12 protein-coding genes, 1 tRNA gene and 1 pseudogene are annotated in these 12752 nt (G+C 71.2%); 10 read left to right on the plus strand and 4 right to left on the minus strand.

Features of this window, described 5'->3' with window-relative positions:
* Nucleotides 1-2 precede the first annotated feature (2 nt).
* From H629_RS0105095 to H629_RS0105105, 3 genes are all read right to left on the minus strand, one after another.
* Nucleotides 3-75 (minus strand) — tRNA-Lys (locus H629_RS0105095).
* 29 nt (nt 76-104) lie between these two features.
* Entirely contained in the window at nt 105-1433 is a 1329-nt protein-coding gene (nhaA, locus tag H629_RS0105100; protein WP_024356221.1) for a Na+/H+ antiporter NhaA, read from the minus strand.
* An 82-nt stretch (nt 1434-1515) separates the two neighbouring features.
* Nucleotides 1516-1758, minus strand: a complete 243-nt coding sequence (locus tag H629_RS0105105; RefSeq protein WP_024356222.1) for a hypothetical protein — start codon at nt 1756-1758, stop codon at nt 1516-1518.
* A 259-nt stretch (nt 1759-2017) separates the two neighbouring features.
* On the opposite strand from H629_RS0105105, the gene H629_RS0105110 reads away from it, so the two are divergent.
* From H629_RS0105110 to ilvC, 5 genes and pseudogenes are all read left to right on the plus strand, one after another.
* On the plus strand, nt 2018-2254 hold the full coding sequence (locus H629_RS0105110; RefSeq protein WP_024356223.1) for a hypothetical protein: 237 nt from the start codon (nt 2018-2020) through the stop codon (nt 2252-2254).
* A 100-nt stretch (nt 2255-2354) separates the two neighbouring features.
* Nucleotides 2355-4046, plus strand: coding sequence for a dihydroxy-acid dehydratase (gene ilvD / locus H629_RS0105115; RefSeq protein WP_024356224.1), 1692 nt, complete (start codon nt 2355-2357; stop codon nt 4044-4046).
* Between the two features lie 210 nt (nt 4047-4256).
* Nucleotides 4257-5996, plus strand: a complete 1740-nt coding sequence (locus tag H629_RS0105120; RefSeq protein ID WP_024356225.1) for an acetolactate synthase large subunit — start codon at nt 4257-4259, stop codon at nt 5994-5996.
* A gap of 2 nt (nt 5997-5998) precedes the next feature.
* Nucleotides 5999-6508, plus strand: a complete 510-nt coding sequence (gene ilvN, locus H629_RS0105125; RefSeq protein WP_024356226.1) for an acetolactate synthase small subunit — start codon at nt 5999-6001, stop codon at nt 6506-6508.
* Nucleotides 6509-6552: 44 nt separating this feature from the next.
* A pseudogene (gene ilvC, locus H629_RS0105130) lies at nt 6553-7596 on the plus strand (ketol-acid reductoisomerase); the annotation flags it as partial.
* A gap of 258 nt (nt 7597-7854) precedes the next feature.
* Here ilvC and hrpB read toward each other — a convergent pair.
* Complete coding sequence (gene hrpB / locus H629_RS0105135) at nt 7855-10500, minus strand: ATP-dependent helicase HrpB (protein WP_024356228.1); 2646 nt, start codon at nt 10498-10500, stop codon at nt 7855-7857.
* Between the two features lie 99 nt (nt 10501-10599).
* Here hrpB and H629_RS13985 point away from each other — a divergent pair, with 99 nt between their 5' ends.
* The 5 genes from H629_RS13985 to H629_RS0105160 all read left to right on the plus strand — a co-directional run bounded on the left by H629_RS13985 (nt 10600) and on the right by H629_RS0105160 (nt 12630).
* Nucleotides 10600-10869, plus strand: a complete 270-nt coding sequence (locus tag H629_RS13985; protein WP_024356229.1) for a type II toxin-antitoxin system Phd/YefM family antitoxin — start codon at nt 10600-10602, stop codon at nt 10867-10869.
* A gap of 1 nt (nt 10870) precedes the next feature.
* Nucleotides 10871-11266 (plus strand): type II toxin-antitoxin system VapC family toxin, encoded by a 396-nt coding sequence (locus H629_RS0105145; protein WP_024356230.1) that lies wholly within the window; start codon nt 10871-10873, stop codon nt 11264-11266.
* 218 nt (nt 11267-11484) lie between these two features.
* On the plus strand, nt 11485-11724 hold the full coding sequence (locus H629_RS0105150; protein ID WP_024356231.1) for a hypothetical protein: 240 nt from the start codon (nt 11485-11487) through the stop codon (nt 11722-11724).
* 79 nt (nt 11725-11803) lie between these two features.
* A complete protein-coding gene (locus H629_RS0105155) occupies nt 11804-12310 on the plus strand; it encodes a hypothetical protein (RefSeq protein WP_024356232.1) in 507 nt (168 codons plus the stop codon).
* Nucleotides 12310-12630 (plus strand): hypothetical protein, encoded by a 321-nt coding sequence (locus H629_RS0105160; protein WP_024356233.1) that lies wholly within the window; start codon nt 12310-12312, stop codon nt 12628-12630. Before H629_RS0105155 ends, H629_RS0105160 begins: the two co-directional genes overlap by 1 nt.
* Nucleotides 12631-12752: the final 122 nt, after the last annotated feature.

Raw genomic sequence — 12752 nt, forward strand, 5'->3', positions numbered from 1 at the left:
CGTGCGCCCTCACGGGCTCGAACCGTGGACCCGCTGATTAAGAGTCAGCTGCTCTACCAACTGAGCTAAAGGCGCCTGCTGCTCGCTGAGCAACAGGGAAAATACTACCACGGGATTTTCCGACCATTCAAATCGGGCTCGGGAACGGTGGATCGCGGGCGTGTCGCCGGGTCTGCGTTCAGCGCGCGGGATCTCGGCCGCCGCACGAGCAGCGCTGCGGCCACCGCGACGGCGATCACGGACCCCGCCATCACGGCGAGCCGCGCCGTGTCGGCGTCCGAGGCGTCGGCGAAGCTCAGATCCGCCACCAGCAGCGCCACGGTGAAGCCCACGCCGGCGAGCGCCCCCACGCCGATGAGTTCGCGCCAGCGCACGGAATCGTCGAGCTCGGCCCGGGTGAAGCGGGTGAGCAGCCAGGTCGAGACCGCGATGCCAATCGGCTTGCCCGCGACGAGGCCGACCATGATGCCCAGCGCGATCGGGTCGAAGGGGAAGCGCGAGGCGCCGCCGACCGCCACCCCTGCGGCGAAGAAGGCGAAGACGGGCACGGCGATGCCCGTCGACAACGGGCGGAAGCGGTGCTCGAACACCTCGGCGAGCTGGGTGCCGCCCGCGCCCGAGACCGGGACCAGGAAGGCGAGGAGCACACCCACGATGGTGGCGTGGATGCCGGAGGCGTGGAAGAGCGCCCACGCGATGACCCCGACGGGGAAGAGGATCAGCCACGGCCCCCAGCCCGACTTCGCGAACCACTCCGGGAAGCGCCGCACGAGGAAGGCGTAGACGGCGATCGGCAGCAGACTGCCGGCGAGCGCCAGCAACTGGACCCCGTCGGTGTAGAAGATCGCGATGATGCTGATCGCGATGAGGTCGTCGACCACCGCGAGGGTGAGCAGGAACATGCGCAGCGCCGGCGGGATGCGGGGCGCGATGAGCCCGAGCACGGCGACCGCGAAGGCGATGTCGGTGGCGGTCGGGATCGCCCAGCCGTGCACCGCGGGGGTGCCGGCCGTGAACGCCACGTAGACGAGGGCGGGCACGGCCACGCCGCCGAACGCGGCGACGACGGGCACGATGGCGGTGGAGAAACGGCTGAGCTCGCCCGCGACGAACTCGCGTTTGAGCTCGAGACCCACCATGAAGAAGAAGATGGCGAGCAACCCGTCCGACGCCCACTGCCCCAGGGAGAGGTCGAGGTGGAGCGCCGCCGGCCCGATCCGGGTGTCGCGCAGCGCGAAGTAGCCGTCGGCGAGCGGGCTGTTCGCCGCGATGAAGCCGATCAGGGCGGCGACCATGACGATGACCCCGCCCACCACTTCGCCGCGCAGCAGCCGACTGACGCGTGCCGCCTCCCGCTGGTTCACCAGCCGCAGCAGACGGCGCGGACGAGGCTGCTGGCTCGGGGCTTCGGGGGAGTGGTGGGGCTCGTTCATCTGGCGCCTTTCGGGAAGGGGACTCCTGTCACAGTGTCGACCAGACTTCCCGACGCGCCGAGGCGAGTCTACCGGAGAGCGGCTACCGCTGCTTCTTCCGACGCTTCTCCGCCTGCTTCGCGGCCTCGTGCTCGACCTCGTACTCGGTGTCCTGCTCCTGCATCGCGACCGTGGCGATGGCGAGCGCGAGGCCTGCGAGCCACACGCCCCACACGAGCAGGCGTCGCCAGTCCCTCCGCATGGACTGGGTGCGGCGGGCGGTGCTGAGCGCGCCCGCGGCTGCACCGATCACGCCGGGATTGGTCACGTACTTGCCGATCGACACGATTCCTCCCTCGGATTGCGAGGCCGGGCCACCTGCGGGCCCCGGCCTCCCGTCAGCCTACCCCCTGCGGGTCCGCCGTCCGCCGCCTTCCGCGACCCGTTCTTTTCTGGTAGGTCGCCGCCGCGCGCGGCCCTGTTCCCGGGCCGGATCCTGCGCTGTGCGCGGGTGGGGTAATCTTGCTGACAGGAGCCCGCGCCGCGGGCGGATCACACCCGGCCTCGGCGAGGCCGACCGAAGCGAGAGCGAAGGAGAGGCCGGCATGGCGAAGCAGGAGACGCTGTTCGAGGAGAGCTCGCAGGGAGCGGTGAGCGCGGTCACCGCGATCTCCTTCATCCTCTCGGTCGTGCTGGTGGTCGGCGGCTGCATTCTCATGAGCTTCGGCTTCAACGTCACGCTGGGCCAGGTCGTCGAGCTCTGGACCTTCGTGGGCGGCCTGGCGGCCACCGTCGTCGGCTTCATGCTGCCCTTCACCCTGCTGCCGGCGATCGGCAAGTAATCCGGCCGCGCTGCGTCAGCGGAGCGCCGGGGGATCGTGGATCCTCCGGCGCTCTTGCGTATGCGGCGTCGGTGTCCCCGGTGGCGGCTAGACTGTCGCCATGGCAGAGATTGACATGAAGCCGCGGAGTCGCGACGTCACCGATGGGATCGAGAAGGCCGCTGCCCGGGGCATGCTCCGAGCGGTCGGCATGGGCGATGAGGACTGGGACAAGCCCCAGATCGCGATCGCGAGTTCCTGGAACGACGTCACCCCCTGCAACCTGAGCCTCGACCGTCTCGCGCAGGGCGCCAAGGAAGGCGTGCACGCGGGAGGCGGCTACCCGCTGCAGTTCGGCACCATCTCCGTCTCGGACGGCATCTCGATGGGGCACGAGGGCATGCACTTCTCGCTCGTCTCGCGCGAGGTCATCACCGACTCCGTCGAGACCGTCATCATGGCCGAGCGCATGGACGGCTCCGTGCTGCTCGCGGGCTGCGACAAGTCGCTGCCCGGCATGCTCATGGCCGCGGCCCGCCTCGACCTCGCCTCGGTGTTCCTCTACGCGGGATCGATCGCCCCCGGCTGGGTCAAGCTCTCCGACGGCACCGAGAAGCAGGTGACGATCATCGACGCCTTCGAAGCCGTGGGCGCCTGCAAGGCCGGCACCCTGAGCGAGGAAGACCTGAAGCGCGTGGAGTGCGCGATCGCCCCCGGCGAGGGCGCGTGCGGCGGCATGTACACCGCGAACACGATGGCCTGCGTCGCCGAGGCGCTCGGCATGAGCCTGCCCGGCTCGGCAGCGCCCCCCAGCGCCGACCGCCGCCGCGACTACTTCGCCCACCGCTCGGGCGAGGCCGTGGTCAACCTGCTGCGCCAGGGGATCACCGCCCGCGACATCCTCACTAAGCAGGCCTTCGAGAACGCGATCACCGTGGCGATGGTGCTCGGCGGCTCGACGAACGCCGTGCTGCACCTGCTCGCCATCGCGAGGGAGGCCGAGGTCGAGCTGACGCTCGAGGACTTCACCCGCATCGGCGCGAAGACCCCGCACCTCGCAGATATGAAGCCCTTCGGCCAGTACGTCGCCGAAGACTTCGACCGCGTCGGCGGGATGCCCGTCATCATGAAGGCGCTGCTCGATGCCGGTCTGCTGCACGGCGACGCGCTCACCGTCACCGGCAAGACCGTCGCGGAGAACCTCGCCGACGTCACCACCGAGCTCGACGGCAAGGTGATCCGCAAGCTCGACGACCCGCTGCACGAGAACGGCGGCCTCACGATCCTCACCGGCAGCCTCGCCCCCGAGGGCGCAGTGGTGAAGACCGCCGGCTTCGACGCCGAGGTCTTCGAGGGCCCCGCCCGCGTCTTCGATCGCGAGCGCGCCGCCATGGACGCCCTCACCGAGGGCACCATCAGCAAGGGCGACGTCGTCGTGATCCGCTACGAAGGCCCCAAGGGCGGCCCCGGCATGCGGGAGATGCTGGCGATCACCGCGGCCATCAAGGGCGCGGGGCTCGGCAAGGATGTACTACTATTGACCGACGGACGATTCTCGGGCGGCACAACCGGCCTGTGCATCGGCCACATCGCACCGGAGGCGACGGACGGAGGTCCGGTCGCCCTGGTCCGCGACGGCGACCTGATTCGGGTCGATGTCGTCGCACAAACGCTCGATCTGCTGGTAGATCCCGCCGAGCTCGAGGCCCGCCGAGCAACCTGGGCCCCGCTTCCCCCGCGATACACGCGCGGTGTTCTGGCAAAGTACGCCAAGCTCGTCCGTTCGGCCTCCGAAGGCGCCGTCACCGGCTGATCCGGTGCCGCCGACGATGCCCTCGACCGGCCCGCAGGTCCGCTCCGCGGAGCGGACGCTCACTCCGAGCCCGTCGATGAGTCTCGCCGGAGCCTCCCGGCCCCTCCGCCGCGCCGAACGCATCCACACCTCAGACCAGGAAAGCAAGCAATGACCTCGGAATCGAGTGCAGTTCCCCCATCGAAACCCGCGGCGCCGCGCGGCGAGCGGATGACCGGCGCGCAAGCCGTCGTACGCAGTCTCGAGGCACTGGGCGTCACCGACGTCTTCGGCCTGCCCGGCGGTGCCGTGCTGCCACTTTACGACGCGCTGATGGACGCCGAGCACCTCCGCCACGTGCTCGTGCGCCACGAGCAGGGCGGCGGTCACGCCGCCGAGGGCTTCGCGGCCGCGACCGGCAAGGTCGGGGTCTGCATCGCCACCTCCGGCCCCGGCGCGACGAACCTCGTCACCGCGATCGCCGACGCCTACATGGACTCCGTGCCGCTGCTCGCGATCACCGGTCAGGTGTTCTCGCACCTGATGGGCTCCGACGCGTTCCAGGAGGCCGACATCGTCGGCGTCACGATGCCCATCACCAAGCACTCCTTCCTGGTGAAGAAGCCCGAGGAGATCCCCGGCGCGATCGCGGCGGCCTACCACCTCGCTTCGACCGGTCGCCCCGGCCCGGTGCTCGTGGACATCACGAAGGACGCCCAGGAGGGCGCGCTCGACTTCGAGTGGGACTCGCGCGTCGAACTGGCGGGCTACCGGCCCATCACGAAGGCCAACAGCAAGCAGATCCAGGCGGCCGCCGACCTCATCGCGGCATCGCAGCGCCCCGTGTTCTACGTGGGCGGCGGCGTCGGTCGCGCCGGCGCCTCCGAGGAGCTGCTGCAGCTCGCCGAGCTCGTGGGCGCCCCCGTGGTGACGACCCTCATGGCGCGCGGCGTCTTCCCCGACTCGCATCCGCAGCACCTCGGCATGCCCGGCATGCACGGCACCGTGCCCGCGGTGCTCGCGCTGCAGGAGTCCGACCTGCTCATCACCCTCGGCGCCCGCTTCGACGACCGCGTCACCGGCCGCGCCGCGCTCTTCGCCCCCGACGCGAAGGTGATCCACGCCGACATCGACCCCGCCGAGATCGGCAAGATCCGCGCCGCCGACGTGCCCATCGTGGGCGACGCCGCCGACGTGATCGCCGACCTCATCGCGGCGGTCTCCACCGCGAAGCTCAGTCGCGAGTTCGCAGACCTCTCCACCTGGTGGGAGCGCCTGCGCCTGCTGCAGGAGCGCTTCCCCCTGGGCTACCAGGAGATGAGCGACGGTCTGCTCTCCCCGCAGTACGTGATCCAGCGCATCGGCGAGCTGACCGGGCCCGAGGGCATCTACGCCGCGGGCGTCGGCCAGCACCAGATGTGGGCCGCGCAGTTCATCAAGTACGAGCGCCCCTGCGCCTGGCTCAACTCGGGCGGTGCGGGCACCATGGGCTACTCGGTTCCCGCCGCCATGGGCGCCAAGGTCGCCGAGCCCGAGCGCGTCGTGTGGGCGATCGACGGCGACGGCTGCTTCCAGATGACCAACCAGGAGCTGGCCACCTGCGTGGTGAACAACATCCCGATCAAGGTCGCGATCATCAACAACTCCTCGCTGGGCATGGTGCGCCAGTGGCAGACCCTCATCTACGACGGCCGCTACTCGAACACCGAGCTCAACACCGGGCACGGCTCGCAGCGCATCCCCGACTTCGTGAAGCTCGGCGATGCCTACGGCTGCCTCGCGATCCGCGTGGAGCGCGAAGACCAGGTCGACGACGCCATCAAGCTCGCGCTCGAGACCAACGACCGCCCCGTCGTCATCGACTTCGTCGTGAGCGCCGACGCGATGGTGTGGCCGATGGTGCGCCAGGGCACCTCCAACAGCGACATCCAGTACGCCCTCGAACACAGCCCCGAATGGGAGGACGAGTAACCATGAGCCGTCACGTACTCAGCCTCCTCGTAGAGGACAAGCCTGGTCTGCTGACCCGCGTCGCCGGGCTCTTCGCCCGCCGCGGCTTCAACATCGAGTCGCTCGCCGTGGGCCCCACCGAGATGCGCGGACTGTCGCGCATCACCGTCGTGGTCGACGAGGACGAGACGCTGCTCGAGCAGGTCACCAAGCAGCTCAACAAGCTCGTCAACGTCATCAAGATCGTCGAGCTCGACGAGTCCACCTCGGTGCAGCGCGAGCACGTGCTCATCAAGGTGCGCGCCGACAACCAGAGCCGTTCGCACGTGCTCGAGGCCGTGAGCCTGTTCCGGGCCCGCGTCGTCGACGTGGTGCCCGATGCGCTCACCATCGAGGTGACGGGCGACACCGGCAAGATCGATGCCTTCCTGAAGGTGCTCGAGCCCTACGGGATCAAGGAGATCGCGCAGTCGGGCCTCATCGCGATGGGGCGCGGCTCGAAGTCGATCACGGAGCGCGTCTTCAAGAACTAGCGGGTTCGCCCCCGATCCCGTCGAAGAACTGACACACCCACACAACACAAGGAGAGTCCCAAGTGGCTGAGATGTATTACGATGCCGACGCCGATCTGTCGATCATCCAGGGCAAGAAGGTGGCCGTCGTCGGCTACGGTTCGCAGGGCCACGCCCACGCAATGAACCTGCGCGACTCGGGCGTCGAGGTCGTCATCGCGCTCAAGGAGGGCTCGAAGTCGATCCAGAAGGCCGAAGAGGCCGGGTTCGAGGTCAAGACCGTCGCCGACGCGGCCGACTGGGCCGACCTCATCATGATCCTCGCTCCCGATCAGCACCAGCGCGCGATCTACAACGAGCAGATCAAGGACAAGCTCACCGAAGGCAAGACGCTCGCCTTCGCGCACGGCTTCAACATCCGCTTCGGTTACATCGAGGCGCCCGCCGGCGTCGACGTGATCCTCGTCGCCCCCAAGGCTCCGGGTCACACCGTGCGCCGCGAGTTCGAGGCCGGCCGCGGCATCCCCGACATCATCGCCGTCGAGGTCGACGCCACGGGCACCGCGTGGGAGACCGCGAAGTCGTACGCCAAGGCGATCGGCGGCACCCGCGCCGGCGTCATCAAGACCACCTTCACCGAAGAGACCGAGACCGACCTGTTCGGCGAGCAGGCCGTGCTCTGCGGCGGCACCTCGCAGCTCGTGCAGTACGGCTTCGAGACCCTCACCGAGGCCGGTTACCAGCCGGAGATCGCCTACTTCGAGGTGCTGCACGAGCTCAAGCTCATCGTCGACCTCATGTGGGAGGGCGGCATCGCCAAGCAGCGCTGGTCGGTCAGCGACACCGCCGAGTACGGCGACTACGTCTCGGGCCCCCGCGTCATCGACCCCTCCGTCAAGGAGAACATGAAGGCCGTGCTCGCCGACATCCAGTCGGGCGCGTTCGCGAAGCGCTTCATCGAGGATCAGGACAACGGCGGCGCCGAGTTCCAGGAGCTGCGCGCCAAGGCTGAGTCGCACCCCATCGAGAAGACCGGCGCCGAGCTGCGCAAGCTCTTCGCGTGGCAGCAGAGCGACGACGACTACACCGACGGTTCGGCCGCGCGCTGATCCGCCGCGGTCTCAGTGCGAGCCTGCTCGCGCACTGAGCCGCTGCTCTGACGAAGGCACCCGGGGTTCCCGGGTGCCTTCGTCGTTTCGGTGCCGGGTCCTGTTCACTGGGTCACCGTTCTCACCTCGACCCCGAGGCTGATCCCGGCCGCAGCTCAAGTAGTGGATCGCAGCTCAGACGGAGGTTCTTGCCGAATTCGTCCTGCTGAGCTGCGATCCACCGCCTGAACTGAGGAGGAGCCCCTCAGGTTCGCCGCGTCAGCGCCCCGCGGCGCGCGTCGTGCGCGCCGTCGGCTCGGCCGCCCAAGGGTTCTCCGGCCAGGGGTGCTTCGGGTAGCGGCCGCGCATCTCGCGCCGCACCTGCTCGTAAGGCCCGTTCCAGAACGACGACAGGTCGTCGGTCACCGCGAGGGGTCTGCGGGCGGGGGAGAGCAGGTGGAAGAGGATCGGCACCCGGCCGCCGGCGATGCGCGGGGTCTCGGCGAGGCCGAACACCTCCTGCAGCTTCACCGCGACCACCGGCCGCGCCGCCGGATCCGCCGACGCCTCCGGGTACTCGATGCGCACGCTCGACCCCGACGGCACAGTCAGGCGTTCGGGGGCGAGTTCGTCGAAGCGGGCCGCCTCGGGCCAGGGCAGCAGGCGGCGCAGTGCCGAGGCGACGTCGATGCCGCGCAGCGAGGCGTCGGGGCGCAGCCGTGCGAGGTCCGCGCCGAGCCACTCCTCGATGCGCGAGGTCAGCGCCTCGTCGTCGACGGACGGCCACGGCTCGCCGAGCTCGCGGTGCAGCAGTGCGAGTCGGGATCGCAGAGAGCCCGCCGTCTCGGTCCAGTCGAGCGCGGCGAGCCCGTGCTCGCGCAGGTGCGTCGCGAGCGCGGGGCCGACATCGTCGGGCGTCACCGCGACGGGCACCGATGACAGCGTGATCGCGCCGAGCCTGCGCTGTTCGCGCACCCGCACGCGGCCGTCGTCGACGCGGGCCGCGCGTTCGCTCGTGAGGAGCGCGCGCCCGAGCCGCAGCGCGTCGTCGGGGTCGAGGGGTGCGGCGAGGCGGATCACGGCTCCGGTGCCGTCGGCCGCGCGCCCGGAGGCCCGCTGCACCTCGCACACCGCGATCCACTCGCTGCCGATCAGTGCGCTGCCCTCGGGCAGCGCGGCGCGGGTGCCGCTCGCGAGCAGGTAGCTGCGGGAGTGCTCGGTGGTGCGGTGCGCGATCCACTCGGGTCGGGCGAGTGCGGCGACGATGCCCGGGGCGGATCCCGGTGCCGTCGATCGGCCGCCCGGCGCGGCGGTCGTGCCGGCCGAGCCGCCCGCAGCGGCTTCGCTGCGCGCGATGCCGGCGAGACGACGGGCTTCCCGGCGCCAGCGATCCGCCCCCGCGTGCCGCCCGGAGCGGAGCTCTCGCAGCAGCCCGGGCAGATCGGCGCCCGCTGCGCGGTGGTCATCGGACATGGCCGCCACGATCTCGCCGGCCACGATCTCGCCGGTCATGAGCTCGCCGGTCGCGTCGCCGAGCGCTTCGGCGCCGGCGAGCAGCGCGCGCGCCTCGCGCACGCCCACCGGCAGTCGCACGACGCGTTCGCCGATCGCGGTGATGCGTCCGGTCTCGTCGACGAGGCCGAGGGTGCGCAGCACTTCGACGGCGGCGGCCATCGCTGCGGCGGGCGGCGCCGTGGGCAGTGCGAGGCCGACCCCGCCGGGGGTGCCCCACGCGGCGAGCAGCAGGGCAGCGTCGGCGAGGTCGGCTGAGGCGATCTCCGGAGCCGCCGCCGCGGGCATGCGCGCGAAGTCGGTCTCCGAGTACGCGCGCACCGCGCGGCCGGGGCCCTGGCGCGCGGCGCGGCCCGCCCGCTGCTCGGCGCTCGCGCGCGAGGCGCTCACCGTCACGAGCCCGGTCATGTCGCGCGCACGGTCGCGGCGCACCTCGCGCGACAGGCCCGAGTCGACGACGAGGCGCACCCCGGGCACGGTGAGCGAGCTCTCGGCGAGCGAGGTGCTCACCACGATGCGGGGCGGATCGCCGCTGCCGCGACCGCGCACCGCGCGATCCTGTTCCCGGGCCGGGATACGGCCGTGCAGCGGCAGCACATCGACGGCGCCACCGCTCAGCGGGTGACCGCGCAGCAGCCGCACCACCTCGTCGACCTCGCGGGCGCCCGGCACGAACACGAGCGCGTCGCAGCCCTGCTCGGCCTGCGCCGAGGCGGCGACGGCGGCGAGGTGCGCCAGGAAGGGGCGCGTCGCACCCCGCTCGTCGAGCCGCGCCCCGTCGAAGGGGCTGAACTCGGTGCGCAGCGGATGCAGCGGAGACGGGATCTCCACGACGGGCGCCGGGGAACCGTCGCCGCCGAGCAGCGTCGCGATCCCCTCGGCATCGAGCGTTGCCGACATCGTGACGAGCCCGAGGTCGTCGCGCAGGGACCGCACCTCGGCCAGCAGCCCCAGCAGCAGGTCGCCGTCGACGGAGCGCTCGTGCACCTCGTCGAGGATCACGGCGTCCACACCGTCGAGTGCGGGGTCGGCGACGAGGCGTCGCAGCAGCACGCCGGGCGTCACCACTTCGAGCCGGGTCCCGGGCCCGACTCGCCGCTCGCCGCGCACGGTGAAGCCGACCGCGCCGCCAAGAGCAGCACCGCCGAGATCGCCGCCCCCGTCGAGTTCTGCGATCCGCCGCGCCGCCGCCCGCACCGCGACTCGTCGCGGTTGTGTGAGCAGCACCCGTCCGCCGGTGTTCTCGGCGGTGAGGTTCGCGATGAGCGGCGGCACGAAGGTGGTCTTGCCGGTGCCGGGCGGCGCCGTGATGACGCATGCGCCGCCGCTCGCGGCCTGCTCGATCGCGGCGCGGGCCGCCGCCACCGGGAGCCCCGCGCCGATGCGGTCGAGGTCGAAGCGGTGCGCGGTCACGCACTCAATCCTAGGGCCGCCCGCGGGTGCGGCAAGGGTCGTCGGGCGCTCTTCAGATCTGGTCTGGTCTATCTGACCAGACCGCGGTATTCTCGGGCTATGAACGCGATGGTGAACGTGCAGGAGGCGAAGACGCGGCTCTCCGAGCTGCTGCGCCGGGTCGAGCGCGGCGAGGAGATCGTGATCGCGCGGGCGGGGCGGGGCATCGCCCGGCTGCAGAGCATCGAACCGGTGCTCCGGCGTTTCGACCGACCGCTGCTGCCGGGCATCCCGGCCGCCGACGACGACCTCGTGCTGAGCGGTGCCGACGACCGCGAGCGGGCGGCCTGGGAGAGCGGCTACGCCGGCGATCCGCTGCGCGAGGCCTGATATGAGCCGCTTCCTGCTCGACACCCACGTGGTGCTGTGGCTCGCGATCTCACCGGACCGCGTCCCCGAAACTCTGCGGCACGAACTCGCCGGTGCCGAGCAGCTGTTCGTCTCTCCGGTGAGCGCCTACGAACTCGCGCAGAAGGCGCGGTCCGGCCGGCTTCCCCAGGCGGAGCCGGTGCTCGCGCGGTGGGGCGAGCTGCTTGAGCTGATGGTGGCGAAGGAGCTGCCGATGACCGGCTCCGAGATGCTGCTCGCGGGAACGATGAGCTGGGAGCATCGGGATCCGTTCGATCGGCTGATCGTCGCCCAGGCGCAGATCCACGGTCTCAGCGTGGTGAGCCGGGATCGCGCGATCCTCGACTTCGACGGCGTCGCATGCGCCGAGTGGCGGTAGTTGGCGGATCCGCTACGACCGACGTCACCCGCTGTCAAGGGTCCGCGCGGCGCCGCGCCCCGGTGATAGCGTCGGGCACACGCCGAGCCCGCAGCTCCGTCCGCGGGCCGGGATGCAGGGCCGGGATGCAGGGCCGAGATGCGGAGCCGAGATGCAGAGCCGAGATGCGGACCGGGAGATACGCCGGGCGACAGCTCGAAGACCGGAGGAGGAGAGCGATGAGCACCGAGCACGGAGAAGGAACGAGGGGTGTCGAAGGCCGGGATGCTGGCACCGTCGAGACGGTGACCACGATCATGGTCGAGGTCAGGGACACCGCGGGCGCCGCGGCGTCGCGCGAGGAGGTGGAGGGGATGCTCCGCTCGCGGCTGGAGCGCGCGAGCGTCGAACTCTCCGATGCGGAGGTCGCCGATCTGGCCGCCCAGCTCGTGGAGGGTGACGAACCGGCCCAGGCCTGACGGAGCCGCTGCCCACGACGAGCCGCGGCTTCACCGGCGTTCGGCGTGCTCCGAGGCTCCCCTCGCTAGGGTGGTGGCCATGGCAGAAGCAGACGGCGAGGAGCGCGAGAGCTCCATCGCGAGCGGTTGGACGGTGCACGCCGATCCGGCCCCCGCAGCGGATCCGGCACCCGCGGCCGAGGCCGGCGAGGCCCCGGCCGAGGTCGCGGTCGACGGCCGGACCGACGGTCCGGTCGACGCCGCGGAGGCGAGCGGGGAGGGCGACGCCCCGACGGCGCAGCTGTCGAACGCGGCCCTCGTGCTGCTCGGCGTCTTCGGCGGCCTCTACCTGCTCTACGCGTGGATCTGGCTCAGCTGGGCGCAGTTCTACGCCGGGCAGAACGCCTCGGTGGCCGAATCGAGCGGGTCGCTCGGCGCCGTGCTGCAGCAGATCGTGTTCTGGGCGGCGCCGCTCGCGCCGATCCTCTGGTTCGCCTCGGCGCTGGTGCTGTGCCGGGGCGCCGGGATGCGGCGGCTCGCGATCTGGATCGTGGTCGGCGCCGTCGTGCTGCTGCCCCTGCCCGTCTTCAGCGGAGGAGGAGCCTGATGGCCCGGCGCATCATCGTGTGGGCGGCGGCCGTGCTGCTCACGGCGCTCTACGTGTCCACAGTCGTCGCAGCGGTCGGCAACGCCGTGCTGCTGCCGCAGATGGCGGACTCGATGGGGCTCGGCATCTCGGGCGCCGGCTGGTTCTGGCTCGTCTTCGGGATCGCACTGCCGGTGCTCGTCTACGCGCTCGCCCTGCTGATCGGCCGGGGCCGCACCGCCGGCCCGCGACTGCTCGTGATCGCGGCCGGGCTCGGCCTCGTGGCGGCGGTGCAGCTCGAAGTGCTGCACCTCGTGCCGCAGTCGAGCTTCTTCGGCTAGCGCGGGCGAGGCTCGCGCGGGCGGTTCGTTGGCCGGGCTCGGACGGCGGATCCGGATCCGCCGTCCGAGCCCGGCGCCGTGCCGCATCGCGCGCGGTGCCGCATCGCGCACCGGATGACGCG

It is taken from the genome of Leucobacter chironomi DSM 19883 (assembly GCF_000421845.1).
GTDB classification, from domain to species: domain Bacteria; phylum Actinomycetota; class Actinomycetes; order Actinomycetales; family Microbacteriaceae; genus Leucobacter; species Leucobacter chironomi.

What these genes read in the sequence shown, in the direction of transcription:
- nhaA (WP_024356221.1), bottom strand. Translation starts at nt 1,433, where the DNA reads ATGAACGAGCCCCACCACTCCCCCGAAGCCCCGAGCCAGCAGCCTCGT.
- H629_RS0105110 (WP_024356223.1), top strand. Translation starts at nt 2,018, where the DNA reads ATGGCGAAGCAGGAGACGCTGTTCGAGGAGAGCTCGCAGGGAGCGGTG.
- ilvD (WP_024356224.1), top strand. Translation starts at nt 2,355, where the DNA reads ATGGCAGAGATTGACATGAAGCCGCGGAGTCGCGACGTCACCGATGGG.
- H629_RS0105120 (WP_024356225.1), top strand. Translation starts at nt 4,257, where the DNA reads ATGACCGGCGCGCAAGCCGTCGTACGCAGTCTCGAGGCACTGGGCGTC.
- ilvN (WP_024356226.1), top strand. Translation starts at nt 5,999, where the DNA reads ATGAGCCGTCACGTACTCAGCCTCCTCGTAGAGGACAAGCCTGGTCTG.
- H629_RS13985 (WP_024356229.1), top strand. Translation starts at nt 10,600, where the DNA reads ATGAACGCGATGGTGAACGTGCAGGAGGCGAAGACGCGGCTCTCCGAG.
- H629_RS0105145 (WP_024356230.1), top strand. Translation starts at nt 10,871, where the DNA reads ATGAGCCGCTTCCTGCTCGACACCCACGTGGTGCTGTGGCTCGCGATC.
- H629_RS0105150 (WP_024356231.1), top strand. Translation starts at nt 11,485, where the DNA reads ATGAGCACCGAGCACGGAGAAGGAACGAGGGGTGTCGAAGGCCGGGAT.
- H629_RS0105155 (WP_024356232.1), top strand. Translation starts at nt 11,804, where the DNA reads ATGGCAGAAGCAGACGGCGAGGAGCGCGAGAGCTCCATCGCGAGCGGT.
- H629_RS0105160 (WP_024356233.1), top strand. Translation starts at nt 12,310, where the DNA reads ATGGCCCGGCGCATCATCGTGTGGGCGGCGGCCGTGCTGCTCACGGCG.